Genomic DNA, 14,115 nt, shown 5'->3' with positions numbered 1-14,115 from the left:
TGCTTCGCCGGAGTTGCCAAGGCTCCTGTTCTGCTCTGGCAAGCCGGCAAAGGGCGGAAGCGAGTTTCAGTCGCGCTTATATATCCGCTTCAGCGCAGCCAGCAGAGCATCCATTTCATCTTGCGAAAACAGGTCGATGAAACGCTGTTCGTGCGCATCGATCAGCTTGCGCGCCCGCGCGAGCATGGCGTGACCGGCCATCGTCAGATGCAGTTCCTGGCGGCGCCGGTCCGTAGCTGAAGGGCGGCGCTCGATGAGGTCGCGGCCTGCGAGCCGGTTGACGAGGGCCATCATGGTCGCGCGGTCGGTGCCGAGCGTATTGGCAAGGTCGATCTGTGATGCACCCGCATTGACTGCAAGCAGTTCCATCACCGCGAGCTGTTTTTGCGTCAGCCCCAGCTCCTCCATGGTTTCAGCGAAGTCGCGGTAGATCGCGACTTGCGCCATACGCAGATGAAAACCGAGGAGATTGCCAAGCCGGCCGACGTCGAGTGACGGGGTCGCCGGAACATCCTGGCTCTCAAAATCATCATGCGGTGGTTTTCCGGCCATTATTCATTCTCGCCCAGTCAAGGCGCCATAACCATCAAAATCAGCAGGTTAGTCAATATCCGCCCCGAAGATTTCCCAGAGCTTGTCGGAGTGGATGGATTTGCTGCGAGCAGCCTCTTGCATCCTCCTAAAAAGATATTAGTATGTGTTACATACAAAGTTGTCGGCCGCGGAGGAGCGGCTGGCATGGGAGGAAAAATGGCGCATTGCCTTTCCGGAAAGTCTTCGTCCGTCGAATGCGGACTGGTGGCGGATGACCCCATCCTTTACCGCGCCCGTGTCGCGCCGGATCGACAGGCCCTCTTCGAGATCGCGACCGGCCGGGAGCTTACCTATGCCGAGCTCGATATGCGGATCGCCCGATGCGCCGGTTTCCTCGATGATATGCTCGGAGCGCGCCGGGACGGGGCGCGGATCGCCATGCTGGCGCGCAACTCGATCGATTCGATCGTGCTGGCTTTTGCCTGCCAGCGCGTCGGCGCCGTTTATGTGCCGCTCAACTGGCGTCTCGGCGCCGCCGAACTGCTGCCGATCCTTGCCGATTGCGCGCCGGCGCTCCTGGTCTGCGACGAGGAGTTTTCGGCTGTTGCGGCGACCCTTGCCGATACCGATCCTGACATGGCGGTGATCTCGACGGCAGATGGCCCAGCCGGGCTTGCGGGCCGCATCGAGGCGAGCGCCTCCGCCGATCCGGTGTCCGGAGATGCCGATCGGGCGTGCGTCCTTCTCTACACCTCGGGCACGACAGGGCGGCCGAAGGGCGTCGTCATTACCGGCCGCAATGCTTTCTTTGCCGCCATCAATTTTTCCTTCGTCGGAGAGATCGGGCCGGCATCGGTCGCTTTGTGCGATCTGCCGTTCTTCCACACGATCGGGCTCATTGCCGTGGCTCGAACCACATTGATGCTGGGTGGTACGCTCGTCATCTGCGACCGCTTCACTCCGGCGCGCACGCTGGCCGTCTTGCGTGAGCGTGCCGTCACCCATTATTTCGCCGTGCCGCAGATCGCCCTCGCTCTGCGCAACGATCCCGCCTATAGCGCCGCGGCTCTCTCTGGCCTGCAGGCGCTCTTCGTCGGCGGCGCGCCGCTGACGCAGGCGCTGATCGAAAGCTATCTCGATGACGGCGTTGTACTGGTCAACGGTTACGGCATGAGCGAGGCCGGAACGGTGCTGCATGTGCCGATCGACCGGCGCGCGGTGCAGGACAATCTTGGCAGCGTCGGTCTTCCCGCACCATTGGTCGACATCCGCATTGTCGGCGAGGGTGGCCACGACGTTGGCCGCGGCGAGATCGGCGAACTCTGGCTGCGTGGACCGGCGGTGACGCCGGGCTACTGGAACAAGCCTGCGGAAACCGCCGCCGCCTTCACCGATGGCTGGTACCGTACCGGCGATCTCGGCCGGTGCGAAGCAAACGGCTTCTATCGCATCGTCGACCGGCTGAAGGATATGTATATCAGCGGCGGTGAGAATGTCTATCCGGCCGAAGTCGAGGCCGTACTCGCAAGCCATCCCGATATCCTCGACGTCGCGGTCGTCGGCTTTCCCGACAACAGGTGGGGAGAATGCGGCGTTGCCTATGTCGTGCTGCGGCCGGGTGCCGTGGTGACGGGCGAGGCGATTGCCGGCCATTGCGCGGCGAAGCTCGCCGCCTTCAAGCGCCCGGCGCACATCCTCTTCGTCGAAGCCGTTCCCCGCACCGCCTCCGGCAAGGTGCAGAAACATGTTCTGCGCCAGCTTCATGCCGACGAAACCCGTCAACGACAGGCCTGATGAAACGGCCCTCGGCAATCACGCCGAAACCAATGGAGTGACCTCATGACTGAAGACCAATCGCCGGTTCTGGTCGAGTTCGATAACGGCATCGCTTTCGTGACTCTCAACCGACCGGAAAAGCGCAATGCGATGAATCCGGCCTTGAATGCACGGATGCTGGAGGTGCTCGACGAGCTCGAGGGCGATGAGCGCTGCGGCGTGCTCGTCCTGCGCGGCGCCGGCGAGTCCTGGTCCGCCGGAATGGATCTCAAGGAATACTTTCGCGACAATGACGACAAGCCGCGCGATGCCACATTGAAGGCGCGGCGCCAGTCCGGCGGCTGGTGGGGTCGGCTGATGTATTTCGAAAAGCCGACGATCGCCATGGTCAATGGCTGGTGCTTCGGCGGCGCCTTCACACCGCTCGTTTCCTGCGACCTTGCCATCGCCGCCGAGGAGGCGAATTTCGGCCTTTCCGAGATCAATTGGGGCATCTTGCCGGGTGGCAATGTCACCCGTGCGGTGGCCGAGGTGATGCGCCATCGCGACGCCCTCTACTACATCATGACCGGCGAACTCTTCGGCGGGCGCAAGGCTGCCGAAATGGGTCTCGTCAACGAGGCCGTGCCGCTCGCCGAGCTCGAAAACCGGGTTCGCAAGATTTGCGCGAGCCTGCTCGAAAAGAACCCGGTGACGCTGAAGGCCGCCAAGGACACCTATAAGCGGGTGCGCAACCTGCCGTGGGATCTCGCCGACGATTACATCTACGCCAAGTTGGAGCAGATGTTGTTTCTCGACAAGACCAAAGGGCGCGATGAGGGGCTGAAGCAGTTCCTCGACGACAAGACCTATCAGCCGGGGCTCGGCGCCTACAAGCGCGGCTGAGGGCGCGGATTGATCTCGGGAGGGGGATAGAATGAAGATTCATGCCGCGGTGGCGCGTGCGCCGCATATGCCGTTTTCATTGGAAAGTCTCGATCTGGAGGAGCCGCGCGAGGGGGAAATCCTGGTTCGCGTCATAGCGACCGGCGTTTGCCATACCGATATCGTCATGCGGGACCAGCATCTGCTGGTGCCGCAGCCGGTCGTGCTCGGCCACGAGGGCGCCGGCATCGTCGAACGTGTCGGGCCGGGCGTTGCCAAGGTGGTCCCGGGCGATCACGTGGTTATGACCTTCAATTCCTGCGGTCATTGCCCGAGCTGCAACGATCATGAAGAAACCTACTGCCACGAGTTCTTCCCGCGCAACTTCTTCGGTGCGCGCGCCGACGGTTCGAGCGGGCTCTCATGCGAAGGAGAGCGTATTCATGGCAACATTTTCGGACAATCGTCCTTCGCAAGCCACGCGCTCTGCCATGAACGCAATATCGTGAAAGTGCCGAGAGATGCGGATCTGGCGCTGCTTGGCCCGCTCGCCTGCGGTATCCAGACCGGCGCCGGCGCGGTGATGAATGCCCTCAGCGTCAAGCCTGGAAAAATACTTGCAGTTTTCGGCATGGGCTCTGTTGGTCTGGCCGCCGTGATGGCGGCGCGGGTCGTCGGTGCGTCACGGATCATCGCCGTCGACGTCAACGAGACGCGGCTGGCGCTTGCAGCGGAACTCGGGGCGACCGACATCGTCAATGGCAAGGCGTGCGACGCGGCCGCCGCGATCATGGCGCTGACCGGTGCTGGCGTCGACTATTCGATCGATGCCTCCGGTGTGCCCGCCGTCATCGACCAGTGCGTGCGGGTGTTGGCGCCGCGCGGCACATGCGGCATCGTCGGGGCCTCGCCTCACGGTGCAACGTTGACGCTCGATCTCACCCATATCCTGTCCGGCGGACGCCGGGTGCGCGGCATCGTCGAGGGCGATTCCAATCCCGACGTGCTGATCCCCTTGTTGATCGACCTTCATCGCCAAGGGCGCTTCCCGTTCGACAGGCTCGTCAGCTTCTACGATTTCGCCGACATCAACCGCGCGGTGGAGGACTCGGAAAGAGGCGTTGTGCTGAAACCGGTCGTGCGCCAGCCGGCCGCCTGACATCGTTTTAAGGGAGGAACCAATGAACACCGTCACCCCAATCGCCACCGATAACAGTGCTGACGCCATGAAGGCGCTGCTTGCCCGGCAACGGGCGTCCTTCCTCAAGGAGGGGCCGCCTGATATCGGGACCCGCATTAATCGCATCGACCGTGTCGTCGCCCTTCTCGTCGATCATAAGGATGCCATTGCGGCGGCTCTCTCGGAGGATTTCGGAAGTCGCAGCGTCGAGGCGAGCCTGCTTCTCGACGTCTTCACCTGCGTCGGTTCGCTCAAATATGCCAAGGCTCATCTTGCAGAATGGCTGAGACCCGAGCAGCACGAGGCATTGTTCCCGGACGCTGTTGCCGAGGTAGTCTATCAGCCGAAGGGGGTGGTCGGCATCCTGAGCCCCTGGAATTTCCCGTATCAGCTCGCCCTTGCCCCGCTTGCGGGCATTCTCGCCGCCGGCAACCGAGCCATGATCAAGCCGTCGGAGGTGACGCCGGCTTCGGCCGCGCTGATGGCCGAACTCGTTGCCCGCTCCTTCGACGAAACGGAAATTGCGGTGGTGCAGGGCGGACCGGCGACCGGCACCGCTTTCACCTCGCTCGCCTTCGACCATCTGATCTTCACCGGCGGCACGGCGATTGCCCATCAGGTCATGCGGGCCGCGGCGGAAAACCTCACGCCTCTGACGCTCGAACTCGGCGGCAAGTCGCCCGTCATCGTCGGCCGTTCGGCCAATATCGCAGACGCGGCGCGCCGTGTCATGACCGTCAAGACGCTGAACGCCGGCCAGATCTGCCTGGCTCCGGATCATGTCTACGTGCCTGAGGAAAGCGTCGAAGCCTTTGTCGAACATGCGGTCGCGGCGGTCGGTGCGATGTATCCGACGCTGAAGGACAATCCTGATTACACTTCGATCGTCAATGCCCGTCATTATGACCGCGTGCAGGGCCTGGTCGACGACGCCAGGGCCAAGGGCGCCCGCGTCGTCGAAATCAATCCGGCAGGAGAGAACCTCTCCCAGCAACCGGCCCACCGCATGCCGCCGACCCTGATCCTCGAGCCCAGCGACGACATGCGCGCGCTGCAGGAGGAAATCTTCGGGCCGGTTCTGCCGGTTCTTCCCTATCGCGATGTCGCCGACGTTATCGATCGCATCAACGCCCGGCCGCGGCCGCTCGCCCTTTATTACTTCAGCCAGGATGGCGAAGAGGAGCGTCGTGTGCTTGACAATACGACCTCCGGCGGCGTGACCATAAACGATTGCATGAGCCATGTTACGGCTGAAGGCCTCCCGTTCGGTGGCGTCGGTCATTCCGGCATGGGCGCCTATCATGGCAAGTTCGGTTTCCTCGCCTTCTCGCATCCGCGCGCCGTCTACCACCAGAGCAAGATGGTTGAGGCGGAACATATGATGCGGCCACCCTTCGGCGAGGCGATGCGCCGCTTTCTGGCCGAAGCGATCCGCAAGTAAAGCGCTTCTCATCAAGCCAGCAGAAAGGAATGCCTTCGGCCTGACATGAGTATCCTTCTTCCTCCCGCAGATCGACCCTGGAATGCGTGCGGCGTTGCACCGACGGCCCGAAACATCGCAGTAGGCCTGGGCGATCGATTCAACAGCCGTCGCGGCCCCTACGGCCCAACAATCAGGTTGTGGCCGAGGCTGTTGCTAGCGGCCTTTGCACTTAGTGCGCGGTGTAGGCTCCATCGACCGCATGGTAGCTACCTGTGATGAAACTCGCCTGCTCGGAGAGAAGGAAGCAGACGAGGGCTGCAACCTCCTCGGGTTTGCCGCGCCGACCCATCGGTTGGAGGGACTCGATTTTTTTCTGCATCGGAAGTTCCTGTTGTTCTGTCAGCAACGGCGTTTCGATCCAGCCCGGCCCGACAACGTTCAGGCGGATTCCAAACCTGGCATATTCAAGGGCTGCGGCTTTTGTCAGTCCGAGTACGCCGTGTTTGGCGGCTGTGTAAGCTGATGTTAACGGTAAGCCAACAGCGCCTAAAATGGATGAAACATTGACAATTGCTCCGCCGCCGCGCGCCATCATCGCTGCGATCTCGCTTTTCATGCAGTAAAAGACCCCATCGAGATTGACCTTGATCACCCGATGCCACTCCTCGATCGGATAGTCTCTCGTCGCTTTGTGGGGGCCGCGAATTCCCGCGTTGTTGACGGCCAGATCGATCCCGCCGCCTTCCGCTTCAGCGAAGGCCATCAATTGCTCCACCGAAAGGGGATCGGTGACGTCGGCAAAGAAGGGGAAGGCGATGCCACCTTCCAAGCGAACCTCTTGTGCAACGCGGCTTGCCCCAGCCAGGTTGATATCGGCGATCACCACGGCCACACCTTCGCTGCCAAGCTGTCGGCAGATTGCGGCCCCTATTCCTGAAGCTCCGCCGGTCACAACCGCAATCTTTCCCTGAAGGCCAAGTTTCATCTGCTGGTCCTTGTCACCGCGACGTGAGGCTCATCGCACTTCATTGAGAAGATAACAACACATCGCAAGCGAATAACCTATAATTCTCAAAATGCTGTTACAGGACCATCACTTGGCATGGCCACTGTATTCTGCAATGATAGCTTGCGGAGAGAGAATAAGAAGGCAGCAGGTGGAAATGGGGATAGACCACATTACGCGCCGGGCAATCATCTTGGGTGGACTGGCAACTATAGTTTCTGGATGTGGCGCTCCGGAAGATTGGACGATAAGGTCAGTCTTCGCTGGTAATCCCGATCAAGATCCGCGCTATCGCAAACAGGAGGTAGCTTACTACGGGTGGGAAGCGCCAGGTACTGTCATAGTTAACACCAGGGAACGATTTCTCTACTACGTAGAGTCCGGCGGACGGGCGACACGCTATGGTATTGCTGTCGGTCAGGAAGGTTTAAGCTTCAAGGGCGAAGCAATCATTGGGCGGAAAGCGGAGTGGCCATCTTGGAGGCCGACCGAGGACATGATGCGGCGCAAGCCGCGACTGGCACAATATGCCAACGGCGTTCCCGGTGGACCGCTTAATCCGCTTGGCGCTGCGGCGCTATATCTTTATCAGGGCGGGCAAGACACCTTGTTCCGCGTGCACGGGACGAACGAGCCCTGGTCGATCGGTCAGGCTGTTTCAAATGGTTGCATACGGATGACCAACGCAAACATCGTTGATCTCTTCAATCGCGTCCCGGTGGGTACTCGGGTAGTGGTAATTTGACGACGTTAACCATCTGAACTGAAGGGTTGGCTATTCGCATTTCAAGCTGCTAATGTAGCGAAGTTGCAGATTGTGTTCTTTATGCACTAGTCAGGAACCGGTTTGCCGCTAAACTTTGATTCGTTTTGTTGATAGCCACTCCAGACTAGCAGAGGACTTCTTGATGAGCAGAATCGTAGTCGTGATCTTTGCAGTGCTTGCTGTTGCCAATCTGAGTGCCTGCGGGACCATTGGCAAGGGAAAAGGTAAGGCGCCGCCGCCCGCTGCGGCTGTCTATAAGTAAATGCGATTTAAGTAGGGGAGGGCTGACATAGTCCTTCCCTCCTTTAAATCCGTCAGGCTTGCTCGTCGGTTTTCGATGCTCGACGTTCAAGAGTGGTCGGTAATTTCCGGCCTGCGTGGCAGGGCAAGCAAATGGAGCGTATTGATGCTCTTTGGAAATGGTCGCTCGTGGCTGGCGATTCTGATGGTAGGTGTGCTGGTCTCTTGCCAAGGAACAGATAAGCCTCAACAACCGCGCTTTACATCCGTCAGTAAGAACGCTGCCGCAACAACCGGTAGGGTTGTAGGGAATCAGTATTTCATCGAATTTCGCTCGAGATATGCGTTGAGTTACGGCCACACTTATGTGGTTTTCGGCAAGTTGGACCAGAGCGGCAACATGATCAATCCAGAGGTGGCAGGACTTGCCCCGGCTTCTCACAGTCCGGCCGACTATGTGCTTGGCCATTTCGTGCCCGTCCCGGCTTCGACCGGGTGGACCGATGGGGATCTTGAAGAGCAATATCGATCTGCAAGTTGGCGTGTGCTGCTCAGCCCGGTGGAATACAGCAATGTTGTCGCCTACATTCGCAAGCTACAGGCTACGTCCAAAACCTGGGAGGCGACCGTCAATAATTGCAACGCCTGGACCGGGCAAATCGCTCGCCACATGGGATACAAAACTCCCGGCATTTGGCTCAGACCACAACAATACATTACTCAGCTTAGAGAAATGAATACGGGCTGAGCGCGTCGGCGTCTTGCCTAGGTCGCCTGCGCTGGGTAAGCTTGCGTTCTGTTTGCTCGTTGGCGTATGGGCGATTGGGCTGTTTGCCCGACACGTTTTCTGCGATCAGCGGCCCGCAACGTAGTGGGTGATCCCTGTGAGCCTTTCGCTGATTACGCTTGGTAAGACGATTTGGGTACTGGGAATCATCGCTTGGTACTTCGTCCGCCGGCCGGCCGCGAGGCGCGCCAAGCGCAATGCGATAGTCAACAATAGACGGTCCGCGCGGGACAGCTTTGGTCTTGTCGCCGCTATCATCGGTCTCGCAGTCATTCCAGGCATATATGTCTTTTCGGGATTTCCAGCTCACTTTGACTATCCATTGGCCGGCTGGGTCCTTGCGCTGGGCACAATCGTCTACGCCGCGGGGATATGGATTTTCCGCCGAACGCATAAGGAACTTGGCAGAAACTGGTCGATTTCGCTGGAGATCCGCGAGGAGCACAAGCTGATATCGACTGGCCCATACAGCGTCATACGCCACCCGATGTACACGTCATTCCTGCTGATGGCGCTCGGCCAAGCATGCTTGCTGGCAAATTGGTTTGTCGGAATGGCGGGACTGATCGGTTTCGCATTCCTGTTCTTCCTGAGAGTGCATAGAGAAGAGAAGATGATGATCGAATTCTTCGGCCCGCAGTATCGCGATTACATGGACAGGACCAAGCGCATCATCCCCTATCTCTATTGAGTGAACTTCATGCGGGGCAAACCGATCAAGCTTTCGGCAGCTAGGCGTCTTGTCGGAGACCTGATGCGATTCTCGATTCGCGTGCCGAGGGTGACCGTACAGCGGCAAATGAACCTTGCTCCATTGGTGGCAGCACGGCGAGCTCGGCCGGAGCGTCCCTCATGGACGGCGCTCTTCATAAAAGGTTATGGGCTTCTTGCCCTTGAAGTTCCCGAATTCCGCCGCGCCTATGTGAAGCTCCCACGGCCTCAGTTCTACGAATATCCCGAAAGTGTGGCGTCGGTGGCCCATGAGCGCGAATACGAGGGTGAGCGTATCGTCCTTTTGTGTCCCATCCGGCGCCCCGAACGCAAGTCCATCGCCGAACTCGATGCACTGATCCGGGACGCACGTACACGACCAGTCACGGAGATCAAGCAATTCCGCCGCAGTCTGAAATTCGCTCGGCTTCCGGCGCCGCTTCGCTGGTTTATTATGTGGATCGGGCTCAATCTCGGTCGGCAGCGGCCGCGCTTTTTCGGCACTTTTCAGTTTTCGGTCTATTCAGGGCTGGGAGCGGAATCATTAAATCCCCTGACGCCGTTGACCACTTTACTCAATTATGGGCCGATCAGCGAGGACGCAACCGTCACAGTCCGCATCCTTTACGATCACCGGGTCATGGATGGCGCGATCGTCGCACGAGCTTTGCAACGCTTCGAGGCGATCCTCAATGGGGAGATCGCTAACGAGGTAAGCGCACCTGCTCAAGACGCGGATGTGTCAACGAATCCTCGCGGGAATAACAATGAAAGTGGATAAAAATCCTCAACCAAGCGTCGTTGTCACTGGCGCGTCGCGAGGTATAGGTCGCGCGATAGCGAAGATCGCAGCAGGCGAGAGCGCCACCGTTGTTCTTCTTGCCCGCTCAGGCGAAGGATTGGCGGCGGCAGCGGCGGACGTACGAGCAGCCGGCGGTAACGCTGTGACACTCGAGCTGGACCTTGCCGCACCTGGGGCATCCCAGCGGCTGGAAATGTTTCTTGACGAGAGCGGTTTGTTTTGTGATGTGCTCGTCAATAACGCTGGCTACGGCATACGTGGCGCAGCGACGATCATCCCGAGATCCGACCAGTTGGGCATCGTGGATCTCAATATTCGCGCATTGACAGAACTGACACTGCGATTTCTGCCTGCGATGGCGGCGAGAGGAAGGGGCGGAGTGATCAACCTCGGGTCTGTCGCCGGCTATTTGCCGGGCCCAAACATGGCGCTTTATTATGCCAGCAAGAGCTTCGTGCGTTCCTTTTCAACATCGCTGAATGAAGAGCTTCGCGGAACGGGCGTCACCGTGACTTGCGTTACCCCAGGCCCTGTGGCGACTGAGTTTCTCCGTAGCTCAGGTGCAGGCCGCGCCGCCTTGTTCAAGATTTTGCCTAAGGTCAGCGCGGAATACGTCGCGGAAAAGGCCTGGCACGGATTTAAGGCCGGCCGCGGGTTCGTAGTTCCCGGGTTTTCGGCGAAGATAACAATAGCAATTGCCACATTTTTGCCTAAGACCATTCTGTTGCCGCTGATCGGTCGGCTGCAACGGCGTACCAGCGACCTTTGCCCCTGCGGCTCTGGCAAGACTTTCAGACAGTGTCGCGCGTCGGGACATCAGGCAAAGCGCAACGTTGCAGAGTAACTTTCTGCGGTAATATCGCGAAGCGAGTTGGTGTATAGGTCGCTGAAAGAACTGACTTCTGTGTTTGAGGAGGAGTCGCCCAGACCGCGGTTTCCTCGCCTTCTCGCATCCGCGCGCCGTTTATCACCGGAGTAAGATGGTGGAGGCGAAGCATATGATGCGGCCGCCCTTCGGCGATGCGATGCGCGGCTTTCTTGCCCAGGCGATCTGCAAGCAAAGTGCGCCTCATCAAGCCTGGCGTCCGATCGCCAGTGCGAAAGGACGGCCTTAGACCTAAGGCGCGTCCTTCTGCATCCAACAGCAGATGTGGCGCTAAAGGCTATTTGCGAGAAGGCAGAATTCTTCGACTGAAAGGGTCTCCGCCCGTCGCGCCGGATCGATTCCCGCCTTGATGAGCAGGCTTTCGCCGCCGAGTGGCTTCAGGCTCTGGCGCAGCATCTTGCGGCGCTGGCCGAAGGCGGCCTGCGTTACTTTTTCCAGATTGGCGACAGCGCAGGGGATGGGGTTCGCCCTGGGAACAAGATGCACCACTGTCGAAGTTACCTTCGGCGGCGGCGTGAAGGCTTGCGGCGGTACGTCGAAGGCCATGCGTGCCTCCGTTCGCCAGCCACAAAGCACGCCGAGACGGCCGTAATGGTCGTCGTCCTCGCCGGCGACGATCCGCGCGCCGACTTCCTTCTGAAACATCAGCGTCAGCGACTGCCAGAATGGCGGCCAGGCCCTCGGCAGCAGCCAGTTGACCAGCAGTTGCGTCCCGACATTATAAGGTAGGTTGGCGATGATCTTGACGGGGCCTTCCGGCGCCAATGATTCGAAATCCGTCTTCAGCGCATCGCCTTCGATGACGTCCAGGCGGCCGGGATAGCGATCGGCGATCTCGGCAAGCGCCGGCAGGCAGCGCGCGTCCCGCTCGATGGCAATGACCTTCTTGGCGCCGAGCGCCAGAATCGCGCGGGTCAGCCCGCCGGGACCGGGGCCGACCTCGAAAACGGTGGTCTCTTCGAGCGCGCCTGCCGTGCGGGCGACCTTCTGCGTAAGGTTGAGGTCGAGCAGGAAGTTCTGCCCGAGCGCCTTGCGCGCATCGAGGCCGTGACGCTGAATGACGTCGCGAAGCGGCGGCAGGCCATCGAGTGCTGCCATCAGCGGCGGCCTTCGGCGGTGCGGCCGAGCTGGGCGGCAAGCTTCAGTGCCGCAACCAAGCTCTGCTCACGCGCCAGTCCCTTGCCGGCGATGCCGAAAGCGGTGCCGTGATCCGGCGAGGTTCGCACGAAGGGAAGTCCGAGCGTGACGTTGACGCTGTCATCGAAACCGAGGGCCTTGGCGGGGATCAGCGCCTGATCGTGATACATGCAGATGGCGACATCATATCGCGCCCGCGCCTCGTCATGGAACATCGTATCGGCGGGCAGGGGGCCGATCGCATCGATACCCTCGTCACGCAGCTGCTCGATCGACGGGCGGATGATGTCCTCATCCTCCGAGCCGATCGCTCCGCCTTCACCGGCATGCGGGTTGAGGCCGGCGACGGCAAGCCGCGGCGCGTCGATTCCGAAACGCTGCCTGAGATCCACATCGGCAATCCGGCAGGTTTCGATGATCAGTTCGCCGGTCAGTGCTTGCGGCACATCGCGGACAGGAATGTGGATGGTAACGGGAATGGCCCTGACTTTCGGTCCCGACAACATCATGACCGGCGTCACCGGACTGCCGGTCGCCCTGGCGGCAAGATCGGCGAGAAATTCGGTATGGCCGGGAAACCGGAAACCCGCCTCGTAGAGCACGGCCTTGGCGATCGGATTGGTGACGACTGCGAGTGCCTCGCCGCCGATGACAAGCGAGACTGCTTTCTCGATCGCCGCGATCGTGCCCTTCGCCGTTGCCGCATGCGGCTCGCCGGGCACCACCTCAATGCCGGCCGGGACGCTCATGACGGGCAGCGCATCGGCAAATATGCCGGTGGCCTCGCCCGCCGTGTCGATCTCACGAATGGAAACCGCCAGATTGAGCTGGCGGGCCCGCAGAGCCAAGACATCCGGATCGCCGATAAGGAAAAAAGGCGGAAGCCCGATTTCACGCCGCCGGAGCCAAGCCATCAGGGTGATATCCGGTCCGATGCCGGCGGGATCGCCCTGGCTCAGCGCAAGCGGTCGTGAAAAGGGTATCGCCATCGTCGGTCAGCGATAGGCGATCTGCGCCTTCTTGCGCAGTTCGTCCAGGTATTTCTTGCTGTTTTCGTTTTCCGGCGGGCCATTCTTGCCGGCCTTGGACTTGTCGAGGTCCTCCTGGCGGAAGACCATTTCGGCGGCCTGGTCGTCGGAGACCTGGCGCTGGCTGCAGATCGCCAGATATTCGACGCCCTTCTCGGTGACGCGGGTGCCTGTGGTGTTGCCCTTGGCCTGCTCGACCAGAGGTTTCCAGTCCGGCGGGATCTCGGGAGCGAGCATGCGGCCGAGGTCACGCACGGAAACATCGCGCATTGTCGCGGCAAAGGTCTTTGCCTGATCACAGCCAGGAAATTTTGAGCGCGATGCCTCGGCCTCGCCCTTGCGCTTGCCGGTGACGGCGCCGCGCTTGGCCTCGGGAATGACGAAGATGATCTGCTGCAGCATATATTCCGTTGTTACCGGCTTTTGCTTGTTGTTCTGCATCATGCGCGAGACGAGATCATAGTTCGACAGCCGCGAGGTCGAGCCGTAGCGCGCATTGACGACGCGCGGCCAGCTCATCTGCACGGCGATGAAGCCTTTGAAATGGTCGACGCCGACGCCGGCGCGATCGAGAATCTGCGACATCTGTTCCACGGAAAGTTTGTTGCCGGCCGAAAAGCGCGCGAAAGACGCATCGACGTCTTGCTGCGAAACCGACATATGGACGCGGGCGACCTCCTGGCGCTTGAGCGTCTCGTCGATCAATTGCTCCGTGGCGGTCTTGGCGTCGGCCTTGGTATGCTGCAGGCGCAGGAAGGCCTGACGCTTGGCGACATCGCCGCTGGTGATGGCTGTGCCGTTCACCACGGCCTGGACTCCGCTTGCTGCAAGCGCCGGGCCAGCAAGGCCCGTCAGCAAGGCAATCGCTGCGCCGGCGAGAAAGGCGGTTATGGCTTTTTTTGCGTCAATCATCTGTTGACCTCCCAATTGCGCCGCGAGAGGTTGATCGCGGCGTCCTTACCACAGTGCGAGACA

Annotated in this window: 15 protein-coding genes and 1 pseudogene; 11 read left to right on the top strand and 5 right to left on the bottom strand. The window is 60.3% G+C overall.

Features of this window, described 5'->3' with window-relative positions; translation table 11 throughout:
• Positions 1-66 precede the first annotated feature (66 nt).
• Complete coding sequence (locus tag HJC04_RS24065) at positions 67-552, bottom strand: MarR family winged helix-turn-helix transcriptional regulator (protein WP_221147308.1); 486 nt, start codon at positions 550-552, stop codon at positions 67-69.
• A 198-nt stretch (positions 553-750) separates the two neighbouring features.
• Between HJC04_RS24065 and HJC04_RS24060 the strand changes: the two genes are divergently transcribed.
• The 4 genes from HJC04_RS24060 to HJC04_RS24045 are packed head-to-tail and all read left to right on the top strand — an operon-like array spanning position 751 to position 5,795.
• On the top strand, positions 751-2,328 hold the full coding sequence (locus HJC04_RS24060; protein ID WP_221147339.1) for an AMP-binding protein: 1,578 nt from the start codon (positions 751-753) through the stop codon (positions 2,326-2,328).
• A 45-nt stretch (positions 2,329-2,373) separates the two neighbouring features.
• Positions 2,374-3,195: a p-hydroxycinnamoyl CoA hydratase/lyase gene (locus HJC04_RS24055; RefSeq protein ID WP_210628421.1), complete on the top strand. Its 822-nt coding sequence runs from the start codon at positions 2,374-2,376 to the stop codon at positions 3,193-3,195.
• A 31-nt stretch (positions 3,196-3,226) separates the two neighbouring features.
• A complete protein-coding gene (locus HJC04_RS24050; protein WP_221147307.1) occupies positions 3,227-4,333 on the top strand; it encodes an NAD(P)-dependent alcohol dehydrogenase in 1,107 nt (368 codons plus the stop codon).
• Positions 4,334-4,355: 22 nt separating this feature from the next.
• Positions 4,356-5,795 (top strand): coniferyl aldehyde dehydrogenase, encoded by a 1,440-nt coding sequence (locus tag HJC04_RS24045; RefSeq protein WP_221147306.1) that lies wholly within the window; start codon positions 4,356-4,358, stop codon positions 5,793-5,795.
• 211 nt (positions 5,796-6,006) lie between these two features.
• On the opposite strand, the gene HJC04_RS24040 is transcribed toward HJC04_RS24045, so the two are convergent.
• The gene (locus HJC04_RS24040) at positions 6,007-6,762 is read right to left on the bottom strand and encodes an SDR family NAD(P)-dependent oxidoreductase (RefSeq protein WP_210628418.1); all 756 of its coding nucleotides are present in this window, start codon (positions 6,760-6,762) and stop codon (positions 6,007-6,009) included.
• 178 nt (positions 6,763-6,940) lie between these two features.
• Between HJC04_RS24040 and HJC04_RS24035 the strand changes: the two genes are divergently transcribed.
• From HJC04_RS24035 to HJC04_RS32270, 7 genes and pseudogenes are all read left to right on the top strand, one after another.
• On the top strand, positions 6,941-7,528 hold the full coding sequence (locus HJC04_RS24035; RefSeq protein ID WP_210628417.1) for a L,D-transpeptidase: 588 nt from the start codon (positions 6,941-6,943) through the stop codon (positions 7,526-7,528).
• Positions 7,529-7,691: 163 nt separating this feature from the next.
• A complete protein-coding gene (locus HJC04_RS24030) occupies positions 7,692-7,811 on the top strand; it encodes an ABC transporter (RefSeq protein ID WP_210628416.1) in 120 nt (39 codons plus the stop codon).
• A 144-nt stretch (positions 7,812-7,955) separates the two neighbouring features.
• Positions 7,956-8,537, top strand: coding sequence for a hypothetical protein (locus tag HJC04_RS24025; RefSeq protein ID WP_210631657.1), 582 nt, complete (start codon positions 7,956-7,958; stop codon positions 8,535-8,537).
• A gap of 136 nt (positions 8,538-8,673) precedes the next feature.
• Complete coding sequence (locus tag HJC04_RS24020; protein ID WP_210628415.1) at positions 8,674-9,267, top strand: protein-S-isoprenylcysteine O-methyltransferase; 594 nt, start codon at positions 8,674-8,676, stop codon at positions 9,265-9,267.
• A gap of 9 nt (positions 9,268-9,276) precedes the next feature.
• On the top strand, positions 9,277-10,068 hold the full coding sequence (locus tag HJC04_RS24015; RefSeq protein ID WP_210628414.1) for a hypothetical protein: 792 nt from the start codon (positions 9,277-9,279) through the stop codon (positions 10,066-10,068).
• Positions 10,055-10,933, top strand: a complete 879-nt coding sequence (locus HJC04_RS24010) for an SDR family oxidoreductase (RefSeq protein WP_221147305.1) — start codon at positions 10,055-10,057, stop codon at positions 10,931-10,933. Before HJC04_RS24015 ends, HJC04_RS24010 begins: the two co-directional genes overlap by 14 nt.
• A gap of 88 nt (positions 10,934-11,021) precedes the next feature.
• A pseudogene (locus tag HJC04_RS32270) lies at positions 11,022-11,204 on the top strand (hypothetical protein); the annotation flags it as partial.
• Between the two features lie 41 nt (positions 11,205-11,245).
• Here the strand turns inward: HJC04_RS32270 and rsmA are convergent.
• The 3 genes from rsmA to HJC04_RS23995 are packed head-to-tail and all read right to left on the bottom strand — an operon-like array spanning position 11,246 to position 14,052.
• Entirely contained in the window at positions 11,246-12,073 is an 828-nt protein-coding gene (rsmA, locus tag HJC04_RS24005) for a 16S rRNA (adenine(1518)-N(6)/adenine(1519)-N(6))-dimethyltransferase RsmA (protein WP_210628412.1), read from the bottom strand.
• The gene (gene pdxA, locus HJC04_RS24000; protein WP_210628411.1) at positions 12,073-13,101 is read right to left on the bottom strand and encodes a 4-hydroxythreonine-4-phosphate dehydrogenase PdxA; all 1,029 of its coding nucleotides are present in this window, start codon (positions 13,099-13,101) and stop codon (positions 12,073-12,075) included. Before pdxA ends, rsmA begins: the two co-directional genes overlap by 1 nt.
• 6 nt (positions 13,102-13,107) lie before the next feature.
• Positions 13,108-14,052: a peptidylprolyl isomerase gene (locus HJC04_RS23995; RefSeq protein ID WP_210628410.1), complete on the bottom strand. Its 945-nt coding sequence runs from the start codon at positions 14,050-14,052 to the stop codon at positions 13,108-13,110.
• Positions 14,053-14,115: the final 63 nt, after the last annotated feature.

This window comes from Rhizobium sp. NLR8a, from assembly GCF_019685235.1.
Classification (GTDB): Bacteria; Pseudomonadota; Alphaproteobacteria; order Rhizobiales; family Rhizobiaceae; genus Rhizobium.
This window is presented reverse-complemented; position numbering and strand designations above follow the sequence as displayed.

Bases quoted from the DNA above. Each gene is read 5' to 3' on its own strand.
- rsmA (WP_210628412.1), bottom strand. From the start codon at position 12,073: ATGGCAGCACTCGATGGCCTGCCGCCGCTTCGCGACGTCATTCAGCGT.
- HJC04_RS24045 (WP_221147306.1), top strand. From the start codon at position 4,356: ATGAACACCGTCACCCCAATCGCCACCGATAACAGTGCTGACGCCATG.
- HJC04_RS24025 (WP_210631657.1), top strand. From the start codon at position 7,956: ATGCTCTTTGGAAATGGTCGCTCGTGGCTGGCGATTCTGATGGTAGGT.
- HJC04_RS24015 (WP_210628414.1), top strand. From the start codon at position 9,277: ATGCGGGGCAAACCGATCAAGCTTTCGGCAGCTAGGCGTCTTGTCGGA.
- HJC04_RS24050 (WP_221147307.1), top strand. From the start codon at position 3,227: ATGAAGATTCATGCCGCGGTGGCGCGTGCGCCGCATATGCCGTTTTCA.
- HJC04_RS24055 (WP_210628421.1), top strand. From the start codon at position 2,374: ATGACTGAAGACCAATCGCCGGTTCTGGTCGAGTTCGATAACGGCATC.
- HJC04_RS23995 (WP_210628410.1), bottom strand. From the start codon at position 14,052: ATGATTGACGCAAAAAAAGCCATAACCGCCTTTCTCGCCGGCGCAGCG.
- HJC04_RS24035 (WP_210628417.1), top strand. From the start codon at position 6,941: ATGGGGATAGACCACATTACGCGCCGGGCAATCATCTTGGGTGGACTG.
- HJC04_RS24040 (WP_210628418.1), bottom strand. From the start codon at position 6,762: ATGAAACTTGGCCTTCAGGGAAAGATTGCGGTTGTGACCGGCGGAGCT.
- HJC04_RS24010 (WP_221147305.1), top strand. From the start codon at position 10,055: ATGAAAGTGGATAAAAATCCTCAACCAAGCGTCGTTGTCACTGGCGCG.
- HJC04_RS24060 (WP_221147339.1), top strand. From the start codon at position 751: ATGGCGCATTGCCTTTCCGGAAAGTCTTCGTCCGTCGAATGCGGACTG.
- HJC04_RS24030 (WP_210628416.1), top strand. From the start codon at position 7,692: ATGAGCAGAATCGTAGTCGTGATCTTTGCAGTGCTTGCTGTTGCCAAT.
- HJC04_RS24065 (WP_221147308.1), bottom strand. From the start codon at position 552: ATGGCCGGAAAACCACCGCATGATGATTTTGAGAGCCAGGATGTTCCG.
- pdxA (WP_210628411.1), bottom strand. From the start codon at position 13,101: ATGGCGATACCCTTTTCACGACCGCTTGCGCTGAGCCAGGGCGATCCC.